The 19,102-nt window shown below is 67.4% G+C and carries 13 protein-coding genes; 3 read left to right on the forward strand and 10 right to left on the reverse strand.

The window, feature by feature from the left end; all coding sequences use genetic code 11:
- Nucleotides 1–28: 28 nt before the first annotated feature.
- The 6 genes from EBL85_RS06810 to EBL85_RS06835 form a co-directional block, all read right to left on the reverse strand.
- Nucleotides 29–958: an XrtA-associated tyrosine autokinase gene (locus EBL85_RS06810; RefSeq protein WP_123142498.1), complete on the reverse strand. Its 930-nt coding sequence runs from the start codon at nucleotides 956–958 to the stop codon at nucleotides 29–31.
- A 31-nt stretch (nucleotides 959–989) separates the two neighbouring features.
- Nucleotides 990–2,528: an XrtA system polysaccharide chain length determinant gene (locus tag EBL85_RS06815; protein ID WP_123140325.1), complete on the reverse strand. Its 1,539-nt coding sequence runs from the start codon at nucleotides 2,526–2,528 to the stop codon at nucleotides 990–992.
- A gap of 51 nt (nucleotides 2,529–2,579) precedes the next feature.
- Nucleotides 2,580–3,182, reverse strand: coding sequence for an XrtA/PEP-CTERM system exopolysaccharide export protein (locus EBL85_RS06820; protein ID WP_062277964.1), 603 nt, complete (start codon nucleotides 3,180–3,182; stop codon nucleotides 2,580–2,582).
- A gap of 256 nt (nucleotides 3,183–3,438) precedes the next feature.
- Nucleotides 3,439–4,797, reverse strand: a complete 1,359-nt coding sequence (prsR, locus tag EBL85_RS06825) for a PEP-CTERM-box response regulator transcription factor (RefSeq protein ID WP_123142499.1) — start codon at nucleotides 4,795–4,797, stop codon at nucleotides 3,439–3,441.
- Nucleotides 4,794–6,887 carry an XrtA/PEP-CTERM system histidine kinase PrsK gene (gene prsK / locus EBL85_RS06830; RefSeq protein ID WP_123142500.1) on the reverse strand — a complete coding sequence of 698 codons (2,094 nt, stop codon included), beginning with the start codon at nucleotides 6,885–6,887 and terminating at the stop codon, nucleotides 4,794–4,796. Before prsK ends, prsR begins: the two co-directional genes overlap by 4 nt.
- Nucleotides 6,884–8,995, reverse strand: a complete 2,112-nt coding sequence (locus EBL85_RS06835) for an AAA family ATPase (RefSeq protein WP_123142501.1) — start codon at nucleotides 8,993–8,995, stop codon at nucleotides 6,884–6,886. Before EBL85_RS06835 ends, prsK begins: the two co-directional genes overlap by 4 nt.
- A 569-nt stretch (nucleotides 8,996–9,564) precedes the next feature.
- On the opposite strand from EBL85_RS06835, the gene EBL85_RS17065 reads away from it, so the two are divergent.
- Nucleotides 9,565–9,762 carry a hypothetical protein gene (locus EBL85_RS17065; RefSeq protein ID WP_132229879.1) on the forward strand — a complete coding sequence of 66 codons (198 nt, stop codon included), beginning with the start codon at nucleotides 9,565–9,567 and terminating at the stop codon, nucleotides 9,760–9,762.
- Between the two features lie 134 nt (nucleotides 9,763–9,896).
- Here EBL85_RS17065 and prsT read toward each other — a convergent pair whose 3' ends face one another.
- The 3 genes from prsT to EBL85_RS06850 form a co-directional block, all read right to left on the reverse strand.
- Entirely contained in the window at nucleotides 9,897–13,604 is a 3,708-nt protein-coding gene (gene prsT, locus EBL85_RS06840; protein WP_190287912.1) for an XrtA/PEP-CTERM system TPR-repeat protein PrsT, read from the reverse strand.
- 148 nt (nucleotides 13,605–13,752) lie between these two features.
- Entirely contained in the window at nucleotides 13,753–14,541 is a 789-nt protein-coding gene (locus EBL85_RS06845; RefSeq protein ID WP_123142502.1) for a class I SAM-dependent methyltransferase, read from the reverse strand.
- Between the two features lie 49 nt (nucleotides 14,542–14,590).
- Complete coding sequence (locus EBL85_RS06850) at nucleotides 14,591–16,207, reverse strand: FAD-binding oxidoreductase (protein WP_123140332.1); 1,617 nt, start codon at nucleotides 16,205–16,207, stop codon at nucleotides 14,591–14,593.
- Nucleotides 16,208–16,470: 263 nt separating this feature from the next.
- Here EBL85_RS06850 and EBL85_RS06855 point away from each other — a divergent pair, with 263 nt between their 5' ends.
- Nucleotides 16,471–17,007, forward strand: coding sequence for a hypothetical protein (locus tag EBL85_RS06855; RefSeq protein WP_132229873.1), 537 nt, complete (start codon nucleotides 16,471–16,473; stop codon nucleotides 17,005–17,007).
- A 14-nt stretch (nucleotides 17,008–17,021) separates the two neighbouring features.
- On the opposite strand, the gene EBL85_RS06860 is transcribed toward EBL85_RS06855, so the two are convergent.
- Nucleotides 17,022–17,759 carry a PEP-CTERM/exosortase system-associated acyltransferase gene (locus EBL85_RS06860; RefSeq protein ID WP_190288051.1) on the reverse strand — a complete coding sequence of 246 codons (738 nt, stop codon included), beginning with the start codon at nucleotides 17,757–17,759 and terminating at the stop codon, nucleotides 17,022–17,024.
- A 244-nt stretch (nucleotides 17,760–18,003) separates the two neighbouring features.
- Here EBL85_RS06860 and EBL85_RS06865 point away from each other — a divergent pair, with 244 nt between their 5' ends.
- A complete protein-coding gene (locus EBL85_RS06865; RefSeq protein ID WP_123142503.1) occupies nucleotides 18,004–18,897 on the forward strand; it encodes a serine protease in 894 nt (297 codons plus the stop codon).
- The last annotated feature ends 205 nt before the right edge of the window (nucleotides 18,898–19,102 follow it).

Below are 19,102 nucleotides of genomic sequence, written 5' to 3' on the forward strand. Positions count from 1 at the left end.
CTCCACTCCCCGACAGCACGGACCCGGGTCAGACGCCGGGCTGGGCCGCCGATTCGTCCGCCGTTGGCGCTTGTCCATAACCGTATCCGTATCCATAACCATATCGGTAACCGGTGCCATAGCGATTGCCGAGCCCGGGGCGGTACTTGTTGAGCAGCAACCCGATGATCTTGTCCTCGCCGAGTCGCGCCAACCCCTCGTTGACCGCGTGCTGCCCCGTCTGCTCGGCAGCCACCACCATGATCACCTGCCCCATCATCTCGGCCAGCACCGCGCTCTCGCTGGCCAGCAGCAGCGGCGGTGAGTCGAAGATCACCACACGATCACTGTAGCGGGTCGAGAGCTCGGCCATGACCATGCTCATCCGTTCGCTGGCCAGCAGCTCGGTGGCACGCTCGTGACGACGCCCGGCCGGCAGGATGCGCATGTTGGCCACATCGGCATGCACGAGTACGTCGGCCACCGAGTCGCAGCTACCGTCGAGCAGATCGGTCAACCCCAGCTCGGCCTCGATCCCCAGGCGCTTGGCCGCGGTCGGCTTGGCCACGTCACCATCGACCAGCAGCACCGTGCGATCGCGCTCCATGGCGATGCTCATCGCCAGGTTGATCGCCGAGAAGGTCTTGCCCTCGCCCGGCAGGGCGCTGGTGACCATGATCATGTTGGCGTTGTCGACGATGTCGGCACCCTTCTTGTCGACATTCATCAGCAGCGGACGCTTGATCAGCCGGTACTCCTCGGCCAGCTGTGAGCGCTTGGCATCCGGGGTCAGCAAGCCCTGGGCACGCAGACGCTCGAGCGCCAGGTGCTGGACCCGTCCCGGGTCGGTGATGGCTCCCTCCGATACGTGCCCCTGCCTCCCTGCGGACGTCGCCCAACCGGTGGACGAATCGGCAACGCCAGGCTCCGCTGCGCCCTGGCGACCGATCTTGGCAATGGCCTTTTCGATGGTACTCACAAGGATACCCCCTGCATGTCCGTGTGTCGGACTAGATGAGAGACTGCAACAGCGGCAGACCGGAGACAACTAAGATGAAGGCGACCGCAAGCCCCACGGTCATCGCGAAGAACGGGATCAGCATGACCCGTTCACGTCTGCGCTCGGTGGGCGAGCGCACCAGGGCCACGGTGCCGAGCACCGGCAGACCGGTGGCACGATAGAGCAGCCGCCGATCGTCGAACACGGGACGAACCAGATCCATCGCCAGGGCGGCGAGCAGACCGCCACCGAGGGCGACCAGCAACACGCCGCTGGCGAGCAGCAGCCGGTTCGGCGCCGAGGGCTTGAGCGGCGCCACTGGTGGATCGATGACGCGGAACTTGACCCCCTCGGCGGTCTTCTCGACCTCGCTCGAGAGCCGCGCCGATTCACGCCGCTCGAGCAGCTCGGCATGCTGGGCGACGATCGTCTTGTAGTTACGGGTGAGCTGGGTCAGCTCCGCCTCGATCTCGGGGATGGTGTCGATCTTCTGATCGAGGTCACGCACCCGCTGGCCATGATCATCGACCCGCGCCTGCAGTGCCGCCACCTGTGCATCGGCCTGACTGAGCGCCATGCGCAGGCTGCCATAGAGGCTGTCGGCCTGTACCGTGGTGGCCATCAGCGAGCTACCGGTGATCTCGTTGCGCTGCTGCTGACGCGAGCGGATCTCGCGGATCAATCGGCGCAGCTCGATGACATCGGGGTGGCGTTCGGTGTAGCGCAGCAGCAGCTCGTCGAGCTTGGTCTGCAGCGCAGCGATGCGCGGATCATCGGGCAATTGCGGAACCAGCGCCTCGGCGTTCTCCAGCGCCTGCTCCTGGGTCTCGATCTGCTGCTGGAGCTGATCACGACGCCGCTTGGCCTCCTGCAGGGTCAGCTCGGCGTCCTTGAGCTCCTTCTGCGCCGCTTGGAGGTTGGAGTAGTAACTGCCGATATCTCCCGACAGCAACCCGGCATAGCGACGCTTGAAATCGGCGAGACGGTGCTCGGAGTCACGCAACCGTGCCTCGTACTCCTCGATTTCCTGATCGAGGAAGTCCTGGGCGTTGGAGGTGGCGCGCTGATCGCTCACCAGCGCCTCCTCGATGAAGATCGACACCAGCGACTGCACCACCAGCTTGGCGCTCTGGGGATCGCGATCCTCGAAGGAGATGGTGTAGAGCGAGGGGTTGGAGCGATCGCCACGGATCTTGATCTTGTTGCCGAGATCGCTGATCAGCCGCTCGCGCTCGGCCTCGGTGCGCAGCTTCAGATCCAGATCGCTCATGCGGATGATCTTTTCCAGATTCGGTCGGCTCAGCAGCATTCGGCTCATCAGCGCCACGCGCTGCACCAGATCCGGCTGGATGGTCAGACCGCGCAGCAGAGGCCGCAGCACACTGTTGGTGTCGACGAACACCCGCGCCGAGGAGCGATACTCATCGGGGATACGCGAGACGATGGTCCATCCGGCGATCGCAATCGCCCAGGCGACGACGAGCGCGAGCCAGCGGTAACGCCACATGCCGCGCGCGTAGCCGAACAGTTGGGCCAGGAGTTCGTGCATCGCCGTCCTCTTTCAGTCTAAACCTGCATCACGCCGGGCTGTTGCACGGCTTCAGAACCAAGCTTCGGGGATGATCAGGATATCGCCCGGGAGCAAGCTCACGTTCTCCGCGATTTCACCATCGCGAATGAGATCATCCAGCCGTACCGAGTACTCCTGGCGCTCGCCACCGTAGTAGCGCACCAGCACCGATTTGTTGCCGGCGGCGAAATCGGTCAGTCCGCCGACGGCGATCATCAGGTCGAGCAGGGTCATGTGCTTGCGAAACGGCACCGCGGCTGGCGCCATCGCCTCGCCGATGACCCGCACCTGCTGCGAGGGCAGTCCGACGAAGCCCTTGACGATCACGGTAACGATCGGCGAGCGGACATAGACCGCATATTCCTTTTCGAGATCGCGGGCAAGCTGCGACGGGGTCTTGCCGCTCGCCGGCATGTCCTCGATCAGCGGCGTGGTGAGCATGCCGTCGGGGCGCACGGGGACCGTTCCCGAGAGGTCGTTGAGGCCCCAGACGAAGATGCTGACCGAATCGCCCGGAGCGATCTCGTAGAAGTATCCCTGCTGTACCGCCAGCTCGCGCTGCTCCGGCGGGACCGGCGGCAGGTCCTTGCCGGAGCCAGAACAACCGGCCAGCAGCACCAGTGCCGCGCCCATGCACAACCGCGACCAGGCGCCGTCGATCGATCCAAGATACGCGCTCAACAGTGTTCCCCCTGTAACCAAGCTCCAGGGACCAGCCCTGGTCCGATACCGCGCCCGGCGAGGCCGGGCGCGGCTTGTTCATGATCTTCGCCGAGCGCCGCGTCCGTACTCCGCCATGCGTTGCATAGATGTGGCGCAAACCACGAGGACAAAGCACCAAGCACCAATCGTGTAAACACGATCACAGTGCCTGAAGGTCGCAACGACCTCATTCCTTGAGCCCATACTTATCGAGCAGGCCGTACAGGGTCGGACGGGTCACGCCCAGCAACCGCGCAGCCTGAGTGATATTGCCGTCGACCCGGGCAAGCGCCTGACGGATCGCCCGAGTCTCGGCCTGTTCACGGACCTGCTGCAGGTTCAGCGGCAGGACCGGCTCGGCGCCGGCGGGCGCCAGCTCGAGATCGGCAGGTGTCAACTGCTGCCCATCGGCCATGATCACCGCCCGCCTGACCCGACTCTCGAGTTCGCGCACATTGCCCGACCACGCATAGGTCTCCATCGCCGCCAGCGCATCCTTGGTGAAACCACGCACCGTCTTGGCGTACTCACGGTTGTAGCGCTCGAGAAAGGCGCGCGCCAGCACCAGCAGATCACCCTCGCGATCGCGCAGCGGCGGCAGGGTGATGGTCACCTCGCTGACCCGATAGAAAAGGTCCTCGCGAAAACTGCCCTCGGCGATCTGTGCCCGCAGATCGCGATGGGTCGCGCAGATCACCCGCAGGTCGACGGGGATCTCCTGACGACCACCGACCCGCTCGATCACCCGCTCCTGCAGAAAACGCAGCAGCTTCGCCTGCAGCGGCTGCGACAGGTCGCCGATCTCGTCGAGAAACAGGGTGCCGCCATCGGCGTACTCGATCTTGCCCCGGGTCTGCTTGACCGCGCCGGTGAAGGCGCCCTTCTCGTAGCCGAACAGTTCGCTCTCGAGCAGGTTCTCGGGGATGGCGGCACAGTTGATCGCCACCAGCCGGCCCGAGGCGCGCGGCCCCATCTCGTGCAGGGCGCGGGCGAACAGCTCCTTGCCGGTCCCGCTCTCGCCGAGGATCAGGGTGGTGACGTCGGTCGGCGCGACCTTCTCGACCGCACGACAGACCTCGAGCATCGGCGTGCTGCTGGCGATGATGCCGCGCAGCGGCGAGTCCATCTGGCTGTGCTGCAGGCGGAGATTCTCGGTCTCGAGCGCATGCAGCCGATGGCCACGCTCGACCACCAGGTTGAGGGTCTCGGCGTCGATCGGCTTGAGATAGAAGTCGTAGGCCCCGAGGCTGATCGCCTTGAGCGCATGACTGCGATCATCGTTGCCGGTGACCACCACGACCTTGGTCTGTGGGGCCAGCGCGACGATCTCCTCGAGCAGCGCGAGCCCCTCGCTCACCCCGCCGGGGTCGGGCGGCAGGCCAAGGTCCAGGGTGACCACGCTGGGACGGTGGCGACGCAACTGCGCCAGCGCCTCACGCCGATCACCGGCGAGCACCACCTCGAAACCATCAAAGCACCAGCGCAGCTGGCTCTGCAGCCCTGGGTCGTCCTCGACGACCAACAGACACTTCTCCGAGCCCTTCATGAGGCCACTCCATGATGCCCGGCGTGCACGCGCTCCTCCTGCTGTAACTCGCCATCCAGCGGCAAGCATACACGAAACAGCGTACCCTCCCCCGGCTGACTACACACCAAAAGATCACCGCCGAGCAGCCGGATGAACTCGCGGCTCTCGAATGCGCCGATCCCCATGCCGGTCAAGCCCTTGGTCGAGTCGAAGGGCCTGAACAGTCGCTCGCGGACGAATTCCTGCGACATGCCGACGCCATCATCCTCGATCTCGACGATCGCGAATCGGCCCTCTGCGAACAGACGAACCACCACGCGCCCTTCCGGCGTGGTCGCTTCCTGTGCATTTTGCACCAAATGACCGAACACAGTCAGCAAACGCTCGCGATCGGCACACACACAGGGCGACGATAGCGGCGCCTCGAACACCGGCACCGGGGCATGCCCGCCACGCCCGCGCACCAACTCCTCCAGCAAGGGCGCCAGACTCAGTCGCTGCGGCGCCTCGCCGCGCACACCATCGCGCAACTGCTCCATCAACCGGGTCATGCGCTCGACCGAGCTGCGCACGGTACGGATGACATCATCGAAAAAGGCAGGATTGTCGCGATGACGCTCGGCATTGGAGACCAGCAGGGACTGCTGGGCGAGCAGGTTCTTGAGGTCATGAGCGACATAGGCCGAGAGCTGGCTGAACGCCTCGAACTGACGCGCCCTGATCAGCGCCTGGTCGGCCAGGTGCTGAGCGACATGGGTCGCCGCCTGACGCCCCGCGGTGCGCAACAGTGAGCGGTCCTCCCAGTTGAGCGCCCCGGCGCCTCCCGGGCGGGCCAGCACCACGAAGCCGCACAGCGACTCGCGATGCAGCAATGGGATGATCAACCAGGCATCGGCCAGCGACGCGAGCCAGGACGGCGCCGAGAAGCCCTGGTAGCGCTCCGGGTGGCTGCGATACTCCTCGAGATCGACCACCCAGCCGCGGCGCGCCAGGAAGGTGATCATCGGCGCGTCGGCAGCGAGGATCTGCGCCTGCGACTCACCCAAATGGCTCTGGGCACAGAACTCGAACGCGCCGTGCTCACCTTTCACCCAAAGCATCCCGCCCGGGCTGTTGACGATCCCGCCGAGCGCCGAGATCACCGCCTCCGGCAACGCCACGCCGGGACGCGACAGTGCCGTGGTGAAGCCCAGCCATTCCTCGCGATAGTCGTACTTGAAGCTGAAGAAGTGCTTGCTGAGCAGGACCCGTAGGCGCGCGCGCAGCTGCCCCGAGAACAGCACCGCCAGCAGAAACAGCAGGGCCGCGAACAGGAAGGTGATCTGCAGCACCGCCCCCCAGGCGCCGCCGAAATAGCGGATGTAGTAGCCGGCGGCGGCCATCGCCAGCAGATAGAGCCCGGCGGCGGTCAGCGTGGCGGAGTGGAACACCGCGTGACGCGAGACGTGCACCTCCAGCGACCAGCTCGGATTACGCGCCGCCGAGACCGCGACCAACGGCACCACCAAGGCGTGCACCAGGCCGCGCGCCTGCCACAGCACGGGATCGACCCGATGCAGCAACAGGGCATCGGAGAAGAAGTACAGGTCGAAGGCGAACACCGCCCCGAGCCCGAGACACAGGTGCTTGATGCCCCAGCGCTGCTCGGGGCGGCGATTGCGGAAGATCTGCTCGAGCAATACCAGACCGAAGATCGACCACAGCACCCAGCCGAGCAGCATCGCATTGATCACCTGGGCGCCGTCGAGGCCGAGCGGGACCTCGAGCAACGGCACCCCCAGGGTGAGCAGCGCGCCACCGCTGATCACCCACCACGGTGCCTGCGCCCAGAAACGCAGCTGACTCGGATCGTGCTCGGCCACCAGCACCCGCGACAGGAAGATGAACCAGGCGCCACTGCGGATCAGCTCGGCCACCGCCGACCACTGCCCCGCAGGCAGCAGACCATGCGTCATCGCCAACACGATCGCCGCCCAGCAGACGCCGGCCATGCTCGCCACCAGCGCAAACAGCCCCAACAGGCGCCCACGCCACGCAGTGGCCAGCAGCAGGGTCAGCACCAGATAGGCGATCAGCGCCGCCGCATAGCTGATGGTGGCCACGCTCATCCGTTCTCCTCATCCATCTCCACCCTCTCCGGCGCATAGGGGGTGAGCTCGACCATGCGACCGCGCGACCCGGCCGCCTCGGCCGACTGCCCCTCCAAGGCCTCCGGTTCGACCGGACCTCGGCCCTCGACCCGCAATCGATCAGGGGCGAGACCGCCGGCGACCAGATAATCGGCAACCGCCTGTGCACGACGCCGCGACAGGTCGAGATTGTAGGCGGGATCGCCGAGGGCGTCGGAATAACCGACGATCTCGATGCCGAGATCATCACGCGATCGATACGCCTCGATCAGCACATCGAGCCGCCCGGCGAAACGCCCCTCGACCTCGGTGCTGTTCCACCCGAACACCACCTGGAGCGGCTCCGGCCAGGGCCCACGCGACACCTCGCGCACCGCCGCGGAGCTGTCAACGGCCGATACAGCGGCGGCAGCGGTCGACGGAGACGGCGCCACCGAGCGGAGATCGGCCACCCTGAGCACCGGAGGCTCATCGCTGACCTCGGTGGAGACCGCCATGGACCCATCCGCGGTCGCTCGCCCCACCGGCAGCGCCTGATCGGCGGCGGTCACACTTGACCCGACTGCGTCGGCCACTGCGACCGCAGGACGAGACTGGACGCGTGCGCGAGGCTCGTTAGGCTCGGGCTCGGGCTCGATCGGCGCCGGTCGTGGCGCCACAGACGACTCCTCGGCCACCAGCCCGGACTCAACCACCACAGCAGCCGGCATCGTCTCGACAGGCGATAGCGCCTCGGGCGCGGCCGGTGGCGGCTCATCGGCCGGCGAGAGGCCGGCGACCCGATCGTCGGCGGCGGGGGGCATCACCTCGACCCTCAGCTCGTGCAGCGATCGCGCCACCCACGCGAAGGTTGCTCGCCCCAACTCGACGGTCTGCTGCGGCTGGAGCAGATAGAAGGCACCGAGCAGACAGCTGGCGGCCAGGACACTGCCGCCGACGACCCAGCGGGCGGGCGAGCGACGCCGTCCAGGGGCGACCGCCGGCTCGGTGACGAGCTCATCGAGCTCCTCGGGCAGCAACACCGCCTCACGCAACGGGAACTCGTCATCGGATGGCGGCACCTCGCCGTCGAGCGCCTCGTCGAGCTCGAACACCGGCTCGGCGGCCTGGCTTGCGGACGGGGCGTCATCGACCAACGGTGGCGGAGACATCTGTGACGGGGGAGCCTCCCCAGGCCGCGGCGTCTCGGCGATCACCGGAGCAAGGTCGGGCGACGCGCTCAATCCCTGGTCGAGCGCGTCCCAATCGACCTCGATCTCCGGTGACGCGCCGGTCAGCGACTCCTGCTGCAACTCATCGAGCACCCCCTCGGCATCCTCGGCGCTGATCAGGCGGCGCTCCTCGATGAAGCCGTGCAGCAGCAACCGGCTGCAGATCAGGTTGATCCGCCGCGGCACCCCACCGCTGAACTCAAAGACGGTACGCAGCACCCCGGGCGCGAACTCCGGGTCACCGTGCCACCCCCCCTTCTCCAAGCGGTGGCGGACATAGGCCAAGGTTTCGACCGGTCCCAGCGGCTCGAGATGCCAGGCCGCAACCAGACGCTGATGGACCTGCTCCATATCCGGCCCCTGGACCAGCTCGCGCAGCCGCTCCTGACCGACCAACACGATCTGCAGCAGCGGACGCCCCTGGCGCTGCAGATTGGTCAGCAGCCGCAGCTCCTCGAGCGCCGAGGCAGCCAGGTCCTGCGCCTCGTCGATGATCAGCAGGGCACGCCGCCCGGCCTGGTGCTGGCGCTCGAGGAACGCCATCAGTCCCTGCAACACATCCGCCTTGCGCGGGGCGCCGGCACTCAACCCGAAACCGTGGGCGGTCATCCGCAGCAGATCCTCGGCGGCCAGCTGGGTGCTGACCAACATGGAGACGGACACCTCCTGTGTCGGCAGACGATCGAGCAGGTCATTGATCAGCGTGGTCTTGCCTGTCCCCGGTCGACCGGTGATCATGACGAAGCCCTCGCCACGGTGCAGCGCATAATCGATATAAGAGCGCGCACGGGCGTAGTTCCTGTGGGTGAAACAGAAACGATGATCCGGGCTCAAGCGAAACGGATCGGCCCCGAGGGCATAGAAATGCTCGTACATAATGGCTCAAGACCTCTGATCGATCTGGCGGCGCGATGCTTTTCGTGGTAAAGATCACGGGGTGTGGCCAGTGGCAGTGGCTACGGCGGCGCACTGCCCGAAATGTCGGCATCACCCCTGTCTGCGTGCAGTCGACATTGCAATACAAGGGCCAGACCGCAACTACGAATATCGGAAAAGAAGACGCACCTGACACACGCATCTGCGATAGCGTACGAGCAGCCGCGCCAGCCCCCATCTCGCACTCAAGGACTGATAGAACAAGACGACGGGCAGCATTGGCAACAGGTCGTCAGATTCTGACACTCGCGTCGCACGGCAGCAATGTGAAGACGGTGAACGACCCATTGCACCACGACCCGTTCGCGCACAACCGTTCTCATGCCGCGTATGGCGGCACCACTGGGGCGCTCGACAACGCCCTCGCAGTCAGGCAGATACGGATGTCGCTCATGAAGACCAGAAAGGCACGTATTTTGCTGCCTAGAGCGGGCCGCTCAGCCGGCACGGAACGGCAATGACCGTCCCCGCGCTCGCATCCACTTCACGCACGACAAGCAGGCCGAATCATGCACAAGCATCAGAACGATAACGACGTTGCAATCGATGAAATGAATCTCGACGCACGCATCGATCATTACCGGCGCGAGATCGCTGACCTGACCCCGCCGGCGACCTTCAGAGAGGAGGTTCTGGTCAATGTCTATCGCTGTCTGCTGCAACGCTATGACAAGGAGCACCACACCAGCCATCAGGCGCTGACCTGACGCGCACCGACACGATCTGCCGGCAGTGGCCGACAGATCGTGTCCGACGGAGCGGGTGTCAGGCCTCTCCCCGGATGGGGCGAGGCCGATGCACGAGGGCCCCGGATCGGCTCGGACGAAACGGGGCGCGGAGTTCAGCGATCGAGACTCTCGAGCAACGACTCGGCCTCGGTGCGCTCGGGGAAGTCTGCGACATCGGCGAGGGTCGACTCAAGCAACCGTCCGGCCTCATCGTCGAGCCCCTGGGAGACCAGGATCTGCGCCTTGTGGAAGCGCACCGTCGCGCTCTTCGGCGCGAGCGCCTGGGCCTCGTCGATGATCCGTCTCGCCTCGTCGAGCGCGCCCTCCTCGAACAACACCACGGCCAGGGTGTCGGCCACGTCTGCCGACTCAGGTGCCGCGGCATAGGCGCGGCGTGCATAGTCCAGGGCACGCGCACGATCCCGGTCGCGGATCAACCAGGCCAGGTTGTTGAGCGCGATGGCATGTTCCGGCGCGATCTCGATGGTGCGCTCGAAGGCGGCAATCGCCTGTGACAACTCCCCGACCTCCATCTGTGTCTGCGCCAGGTTGAACTGAATGCGGACATCCTCGGGGTGCTCCACGAGCCAGCCCTCAAGGGTCGCGACAGCGGCCGCCGGATCATCGGCCTGGCGCTGCGCTCGCGCCAGCCGCAGCAGGTTGACCGAGTTCGGCGCCACCTCGAACAGACGCTGATAGCTGGCCAGTGCAGCCACGCCATCCCCCTGTCCGTCGGCGATCAACCCCTCGAGCAGCAGCACCTCGGGGTGCGCCTCACCGACCACTGCCCGCAGTGACTCGAGTCGCTCACCGGCCAACACCATGTCCTCTTCGGCCAGCGCCAACCGGACCAGCCCGGCGTGCGCGGCGACCGAATCGGGCGCTTGCTCCAGGGCGCGTCGCAGCGCCTCCTCGGCCAGCGCCATGCGTCCCAGCCGCGCCTCGGCGGTCGCCAGGGCGGTCAATATCCCGGGCGCACCCGGCTGCAGCCGGGCCAGTTCCACCAGGCTCTGACGCGCGTCCTCGTTGTGCCCCAGCGCAAGCTGGGCCTCGGCGCGCAGCCCGAGCAGATCGGGGGCATCGGCATGGGCCGCCGCCACGGTGCCAAGCACGTCGAGGGCCTCCTGTGGCTGGCCACGCTGCAGCTGGTAGGCCGCCAGATAGAGCCGCGGACGCAGCTGCTCGGGGTTGGCCGCCACCGCCGCCTCGAGGGCCTGCTGCGCGCCTTGCGGATCCTCACGCAGCAGTGCCAGCCGCGCCTGGCCGATCAGCAGTTCGGCGTCTCCGGGCGCCGACTCCAGCGCACTGCGATAACGCCCCGCGGCGGTGTCCGGATCATCGCCCTCGAGATCGAGCGAGACCAGCCCGTCGACCGCCATCGCCATGCCGGGGTCGCGGTCGAGCGCCTCGGCGAAGGCCGTCGCCGCCGCCTCGCGCTGATCGGCGCGCAGATAGATCATCCCGAGCAGCGCACGCGGTCGCGCGGCATCGGGTTCACGCGCACAGAGTGCGCGCGCGGCATCGATCGCAGCGGCCAGGTCACCACGTCGCACCTGACCGAGCACCAGCTGCTCGGCGGCGTCGAGACGCTGCGGGTCGAGGCCGAGCGCAGGGTCCTCGCTCGCGCCCTCGAGCAGCTCGGTGAAGGCATCGGCGACGCTCGACAGATCACCGCGCTGCTGCGCCAACTGGCCCTGGATCAGCAGCACATCGGCATCGAGCGCGCCACGGACCCGGCGCAGCTGCTCCAGCCGCGCCTCGGCCTGCTCGAACTCACCCTCGGCCAGCGCCAACCGTGCCGACCAGGCAAGCGCCGGAGCGAACTCGGGATCGATCACCAGGGCACGATCGAGCTGGTCACGCGCGGCGGGGAGTTCGTCCAGACCCACCAGACTGGTCGCCAGGGCGACCCGCACCCGGGGATCGGCGGGCGCCAGCTCGACCAGACGCATCAGGGTATCGCGCGCGGCACCGTGACGCGCGAGGACGAGCTGCGCATCCGCGATCAGACCGAGCAGCACCGGGGTCTCGGCAAAGCGCGCACGCGCCGCATCGAGCATCTCGAGCGCCTGCCCGGGCTCACCGTGACGCAACAGATAGGCGGCCAGATAGAGTCTGGGAGCCAGTGTCTCGGGGTTGTGCGTCACCGCCCGCTCGAGCAGTGCCTGCGCCTGTGCGGTCTCGCCCTCGGTCAGTGCGATCCGGGCCAGGGCGATCAGCACCCGCGGATCATCGGGACGCGCCTCGAGACTCTCGCCGAACAGCCGCCGCGCCTCGGCAAGGTCCTGACGCGCGAGCGCCAGGGTCGCCAGTCCGGTGGTCGCGGCAAGGTCCGAGGCATCCAGCGCCAGCGCCTGCTCGAACGCCGCGCGCGCAGCCTGCGACGCCTCGCGACGCAGCTCGACCACCCCGAGCAGGGTGTGGGCGCGCGCCGAGTCGGGGTGACGGTCGCGATAGTCACGCGCCGCGGCCAGTGCCTGGTCGAATTCACCGCGAGCCAACCGACCGATCACCAACTGCTCGGCCGCGCCCTGGAAATCGGGGTCCTGCGCCAGCGCGGCCTGCAACTCCAGCACCCCCTCGTCGGATCCGGGGTCGGCGAGCAGCGCCGCACCGAGCCGCGCGCTGGCCACGGGGGAGTCGGGCAGCTCCGCCTTGACCCGCCGCAGATAGGGCAGGCTCTCCTCGCGCCGGCCCTGCTGCAGCAGAGCGCTTGCCAGCAGGTCCATGGTGGCGAGGTCCTCGGGCTGACGCTCGAGCACCGCGCGCGCCAGCTGCTCGGCCTTGGCCGCCTCGCCCTGCTGCAACAGGGTCATCGCCAACAGCCGCTGGGTCGACGCATCATCCGGGCGCAGCGAGCGGGCGCGCTCGAGATGGATGCGCGCGAGTTCGGGCTCGCCCAGCGCCAGTCGCGTCGCCCCCGCCAACGACTGCGCCGGGGCGAAATCGGGCAGCGCACCGAGCGCGGCATCCAGCTGCTCGATCGCGGCGGCATAGTCCTCACGGCTGTAGAACAGCAAGCCCTGCGCGTACTTGACCAGCGGATTGTCGGGCGCGGCGCGGCGCAGTTGATCGAGATCGGCCTGGGCCGCATCGAGTCGACCATCCTGGATCCGCACATAGGCCCGATTGAGACGCGCCTGGGCCTGCTCCAACGGGTCTTCCAAGGCCTGCGAAAAGGCCGCCTCGGCCGCGTCCATGTCACCCGCCTGGCGCGCCAGCTCACCGCTCAGCGACCAGGCCCGGGTTGCCTCCGGGGCGTTTTCGAGCAGGGTCGCGAGCCGCGCACGCGCCTCATCGACCGCCCCCTCGGCGACCTCGACGCGGGCCAGGGCGAGCTGTACCGCGGGCGCATCGGGCTGCAGCGCAGCGGCACGCTCGAGCGTCGCCCGCGCCGCGCCCGACTCGCCGTCAGCCAGCTCGGCCTCGGCACGCAGCGCGAGCAGCTCGGCACGATGCGCGGGCGACAGCTCCGGGGTCACCTCGAGCGCGCGCAACTGCTCGAACTCGCCACGACGCAGCCAGGCGCGGGCGAGCCAGGGCTGGAGCAGCGCGGCATCGGCGCCGAGTCGCTGTGCACGCGCGAACTCCTGGGCGGCGGCGTTGACATCCCCCTGAGCGAGCAGGGCGCGCCCGAGCAGGACCCGGGCCCGGGCATTGCGCGGATCAGCCTGCAGGGCATTCTTCAGCTCGATCACCGCCACCCGCGGCTCACCCTCGTCGAGGGCGGCGGCGCCGCGCTGCAGGGGGTCGGCGGGGGTGGCCAGGGCAGCCCCGCTCAACAGCGTCAGTGCGGTGGAGACTGCGACCAGCTCGATCATTTTCGTTGCACGCGACATCGATCATCCTCTTGCGAAATGGCCTCGAGGCGGGGCGTCCGAGGCCAGCACGACACGCCGTCACCTTCGTTGCACGAGTGTACTGCCGGCGCGATCACCGACAGACACCAGGAGCCGAGACGGTGCCCGCTCAGCGCCCCGGCAATCCGATGAGATAGGTCACCCCCACCGGCAAGGGTCCCAGCCGCGCCACGCCACGCTCCCAGCGATAACCCTCGCGCTCGAGCCCACGGGTGAGCGCATCGAGTTCGGCGACGCTGTAGGTGCGCAGACAGGAGACGATACCGTCGAACATCACCGCCAGCGGGATCGCCGGGATCAGATAGGTCCAGAACAGCCGGCTCCAGCGAAAGGGACGGATGAAGGGGGTGGCAAGCAGCACCAGCAGAGGGGTGAAGAGCATATAGAGCAGCAGCAGCGGATGCCGCTGGGTCGACTCGAACACCGCGATCCCCCGCCCCTGCTCGACGGCATCGGCGAGGATCGCCCGCGCCTCGCGCGGGCGAAAGTGATGGAAGGCGGAGAACAGGGTGCGGAAGCCTTCGAGATCTCGCGGCACCGCCATCGCGCTCACCGAGCGCTCGACCACCTCGACCCGCGCCCCGGCCTGCTCGCGCAGCCGCGCCAGGGCGGTGCGATTGGGATAGAGATCGCTCACCAACACGCGGACCTCGCCGGCGCGAACCGGACCGAGCTGATCGAGCATCCGCATCCAGGGACCGCCGCCGCCGGCGCAAAGGTCGAGGATGGTCGACGCCCCGCTCTCCTCCAGGGCACGTTCGAGACGCGGCGCCACCGGACGATAGAGGTCGGGAACCCGCACCGCGAACTCGAGGAAGTCGGTGATACCGTCGCGGATCGCGGCCGGTAACCAGGGCAGATCCTCGAGTTCGAAGAGATGGATACGTTGTTGCATCATCGTCGGCCAGGCTCCTGATCGGTGAAGGGGTCCGTCCCGAGGTGCGGCATCAGCCCCCCTCGTAACGACCAGGCGCGATCACCCCGTCGGGATCGAGGGCCTGGCGCAGCCGCCGCCCGAAGTCCCTGGAGTGATCGAGCAGGCTGTCGAGCTCGCCCATGCCATCGACCCCCACGCGATAGGGAAAACAACCGATCTCGCGTCCGGCCGCCACCAGCGCGCGATGACACGCGCGCGCGGCGCGCTGGCCGGCACCGCTCTCGTCACGGGCGAAGATCAGCGGCACCGTGCTGTCGAACACCCGGTCGTTGAGGCTGGTGAGGGTGATCAGAGGCTCGATGCCGTGCTCCAACCCGATGCGCTCGACCATGTCGACATATTCGCGCACCTGACGCGGGCGCATCGGCACCAGCGGCGAGTACCAGCGCAGACCACAACCATCGCGCGCCGGATCGAGCATCCCCTCGCCCATCGCCGCCGGGTTGCGCCAGTAGCACAGCGGCAGCGCCGTCTGGTTGGGACGACCGGCCACCAGTTCGAGCGAGCTGGCGAGGGTCATGGCGGTACTGGCCAGACCACGACCGATACGGCCGGGCAGCCAGCGTGCGAACCGGGCAAGCTGCGCGGCGCGCTCCGGGCTGAGGAAGATCAGCCGCACGCCGACCCCAGAGAGCGCGCGACGGATCTCGCGGCGCGCCGCGGCCATCACCGCCGCCGAGCCGTAGAGGGTGCCGAAGCCGGTCCAGGGCAGCACCTGATACTGGGCGCCGAGTTCGTCGATCACCGCCTGGGGGATCAGCCCGTGCCGGTCGAGACGCGACTGCGGATAGGGCGCGGCCATGGCGAGCACGCGGCGACGATTCATCAGGTTCACCCCGCCGACCACCCCGGGCAGACGCTGCAGGATATCGCGCACGCGGATGATGGCCGACTCGAGCGCCGCCTCGTTCCTGAGGCTGAAGAGAAAGATGCCGACCCGTTCGGGGCGGCGCGCCAGCGCGATGCTGGCACGGGTGACGATGCCAAAGCCGCTCTGGGTGAAGAGCCCGTTGGTATAGGGACCGATGCCCCAGCGAAACAACCGGGCCAGGCCCTCGCCACCGGCCTCGCTGAGCATCGAGCGATAGATCGAGCCATCGGCGAGCACCGCCTCGAGGTCGGTCAGCGCGCCGAAATGATCGATATGCGGGGTGATGCCGTAGCCACGTTCCAGCGCATTGCCGATCAGGCTGCAGTGTGGACCGGCACCGGTCACCGGCACCAGGAAGGGGTGCTCGCCCTGGTCGAGAAACTCGGCGAGCTGCGCCTGGGTCACCCCGGGCTCGAGGGTGACCACGCCGAGCTCGGGATCGAAGTCGAGAATCCGGCGCAGCGCGCCGAGATCGACGATCACGCAGTCATCGCGAACTGGCAGGGCGCCGCCATACCCCCAGTTCCTGCCCGTGCTGATCGGATACAGGGAGAGCCCGTGGCGGGCGGCCACGCTCACCAGGGGGGCAACCTGGCTGGCGTCCTCGACCAGCAGCGCAGCGGCGATCCGACGCTGCGTTCCGGTGGTGTCGCCTCCGTACCTGCGTTCGGCCGCCTCGCCGACCAGAACACGCTGCGCGCCGAGCTGCTCCTTCCAGAGTTCCAGCGCCGAGTTCAGGTCGGCAGCGTCGCTCATGCACATCCTTCGTGCCTCCATTGCGTGTAATCCTCCCGCCGATGCAACCGCTCGTGTGAAAAGAATGTGACCCAGTGCACGAATCCGTTAGCATGGCTCAACCATGGACCGCAGCGGACGCGACCAGCCCAAAAAGCACAGCTCTATCATCGACGATGACGATTAAGATACTGATCGCTAGGACGCCAGATCAAATCGAGGACGCCTTCTGGCTCAGACACCAAGTGTACATCGTCGAGGAAGGGCGCTACGGCGGAGTCCCGTTGCCCGCGGCGAAACTCACCGATCGCTTCGACCGGCTCGGGGGGGTGCGCCACATCCTCGCCTATGATCGCGCGCAACCGGTGGCGGCCATCCGCGTCAACCTCGAGACCGGCCACGGACTCCCCCCCGAGACCCACTTCGACTTCCGTCCCGCCATCGCCGAGCTGCGTATGCACGAGCAGCAACCGGGCGGTCGTTGTCTTGCCGCATCGGGCAGCATGCTGGTGATCCGCAGCCCCTGGCGCCGACGCTACAACATCCTGCGCGCACTCTTCCGGGCCGCGACCCACTGCTTCCAGCACTGGGGCGCAACCCACGTCATCCTCAACTCGACCCCGAAGCTGACCCCACTGTATCGACGCATCGGTTTCAGGCCGATCCATGAACCGCTGTGGATCCCCGAGATCGGCGATCATGTGGTGCCGATGATCGGACGGGTGGAGGACTGCAGTCGACACGCCTTCACACAGAGCCGCTACATCCCGCAGCTCGATCACAACCCAGCCTTCGGCCGCGCCGGCAGCAAGACGCTGTGAGCATGCCGCGAACCTCACAGCGCCACGTCGAGATCCTCGGCGATGGCATCGAGCAATGCCTGCAGCGGCGGCGTGAGACGCTCGAACAGCATCTGGCGCGAGATGTAGAAGGGCGCGCGCGCGCCGCGAAACTCGATCGCCTCGCCGACCTGCTCGAAATAGATGCCGCCGAAGTGCAGATGACGCGCCAGCCGTGGCTCCATCATCGCGTAGACGCCCTCCATGCCCTCGGACAGACCGATGGTCGCCGCCGCCAGATACAGCCCCAGCGCCATGTGCGGGAACCGGCGGCGATCGTCCTGGCTCCACTGGAAGAGTTCGGTGCCATGTCCCTCGGGCGTCGACTGCTCCCCCGGGCGACGCCTGAACTGCTCGTGCAGGGCCAGCCTGGAGATCTCGCCGAAACAGCCCTTGGGCATGGTCAGCGGATTGTGCTCGGTGCGGAACAGACTGCGATCATAGTGCTCGATCAGCGGCAACCTGGGCTCGGGATCCTCGGGGCGGGAGCGAACCAGGCGGACGGTGCCGGCATCGCGCCCCGAGCGGCGATGGAACAGCAGACAGTGCACGGCATCATCATCGAAGGCGTCGGTTTCACGCTGGTCCGGAAAGGCTGCGGCATCCTCCCAGCCGAGTTCCTTGCAGTACACCTCATAGCGCAGCGCGAACACCCGGTCGCGCAACTCGTCCGTTGTCGCCGCGATGATCTTGAAGTATTCCTTGTACGGTGTAACGAGATCGACCTTCGACATGGAAAGGGGTCTCCCTGGCAGAAACGGGTTTGCGTCCTTAATCGTCGGGCCCCGCAACCGTCCAGGCTGCCACATGGCGCCAGCGAGCCACCTCTCGACGATGACGGGGTCATGCTTATCATGACCGATTGTAGGATCCAGATCACTCCGAGGAACACGCAACGCAGACCGCGAAGCAGACCGGCAGCGCTGACACCGGCCTCTCCTCCCGACCATATGGCCCGACCGAACAGGAACTCCAAGCATGCACGCCCTCCCCTGCGCGCGACCGGCGCTCATCACCCTGCCCGTCGTGCTCCTGCTGCTGACAGGCATCCTGCCCACCCGCACCGTGGTGGGCGCCACCCTGGTCAACTGCTACGACGCACAACGCGAGATGGTGGTCCGTACCCGTCAGGAGGACTGTCAGGGTCGCGCGGTGAGCGATGCCGAGGCGGCGGCCATCCGTGAGCGGCGGCGCAGCTATGTACGCGACTCGCTCGAGGTCAACAGCAACCCCCGGGTACTCGGCAGGCGCCTCGAGCGCATCGGCGCCGGCTTCTTCGTCGATCCAGCCGGACACCTGCTCACCAACGCCCACGTGGTCAACAACTGCACCACCATCACCGTCTCGCGCGATCGCGGCGAGATGGCGCCGGCCCGCCCCATCGCGGTGGACAGCCGCGCCGATCTGGCGCTGCTCGCCACCGACTATCGCCCGGAACGCGCCGCCCCCTTCATGCCGCTCGATGCCCCACTGCCCGAGACGGTGGCAATCGTCGGCTATCCCAACCAGGGACTGCCGCCACTGCGCCCGCTGCTGACCATCGGCACCATCGCCCCCACCCGGCTGATCACCACCCCACCGCGCACCCTCACCCTCAATGCCGACATCCGCCCCGGCAACAGCGGCGGTCCGGTACTCGCCGACGATGGTCGAGTGGTCGGCGTGGTCTTCGCCGCGGTCGACACCCCGGCGGTCTACGAGCACACCGGACGCGTGGTGCGCAACATCGGGGTCTCCATCCCCAACACCGTCACCCTGCCGTTCCTCGAGCGGCACGGCATCGGCATCGAGGAAACGGCGCCATCGACACCGCCGGACGACATGCTCGAGTACAGCCACGCATTCATCGCACGGGTCGAGTGCTGGCGATGACCCCGGAGCGGGTCTGGCCACTGCCAGATCTGGCAGACAGCGGGCGACACCGCCTGCCCATAACCGCCATGGTCATGCGCTTGACCTCGAGCGGTTCAGGCCACAGCATCGACAACGGCGGGGGGAGGCGATGGTATGCGCTGTCTTTGAGAGGCCCGCGCGGGCACTGCTACACTGCCTTGGTACCCGCCCACGCTGGCCAACC

Source organism: Marichromatium sp. AB32 (assembly GCF_003718675.1).
GTDB lineage: Bacteria > Pseudomonadota > Gammaproteobacteria > Chromatiales > Chromatiaceae > Marichromatium > Marichromatium gracile.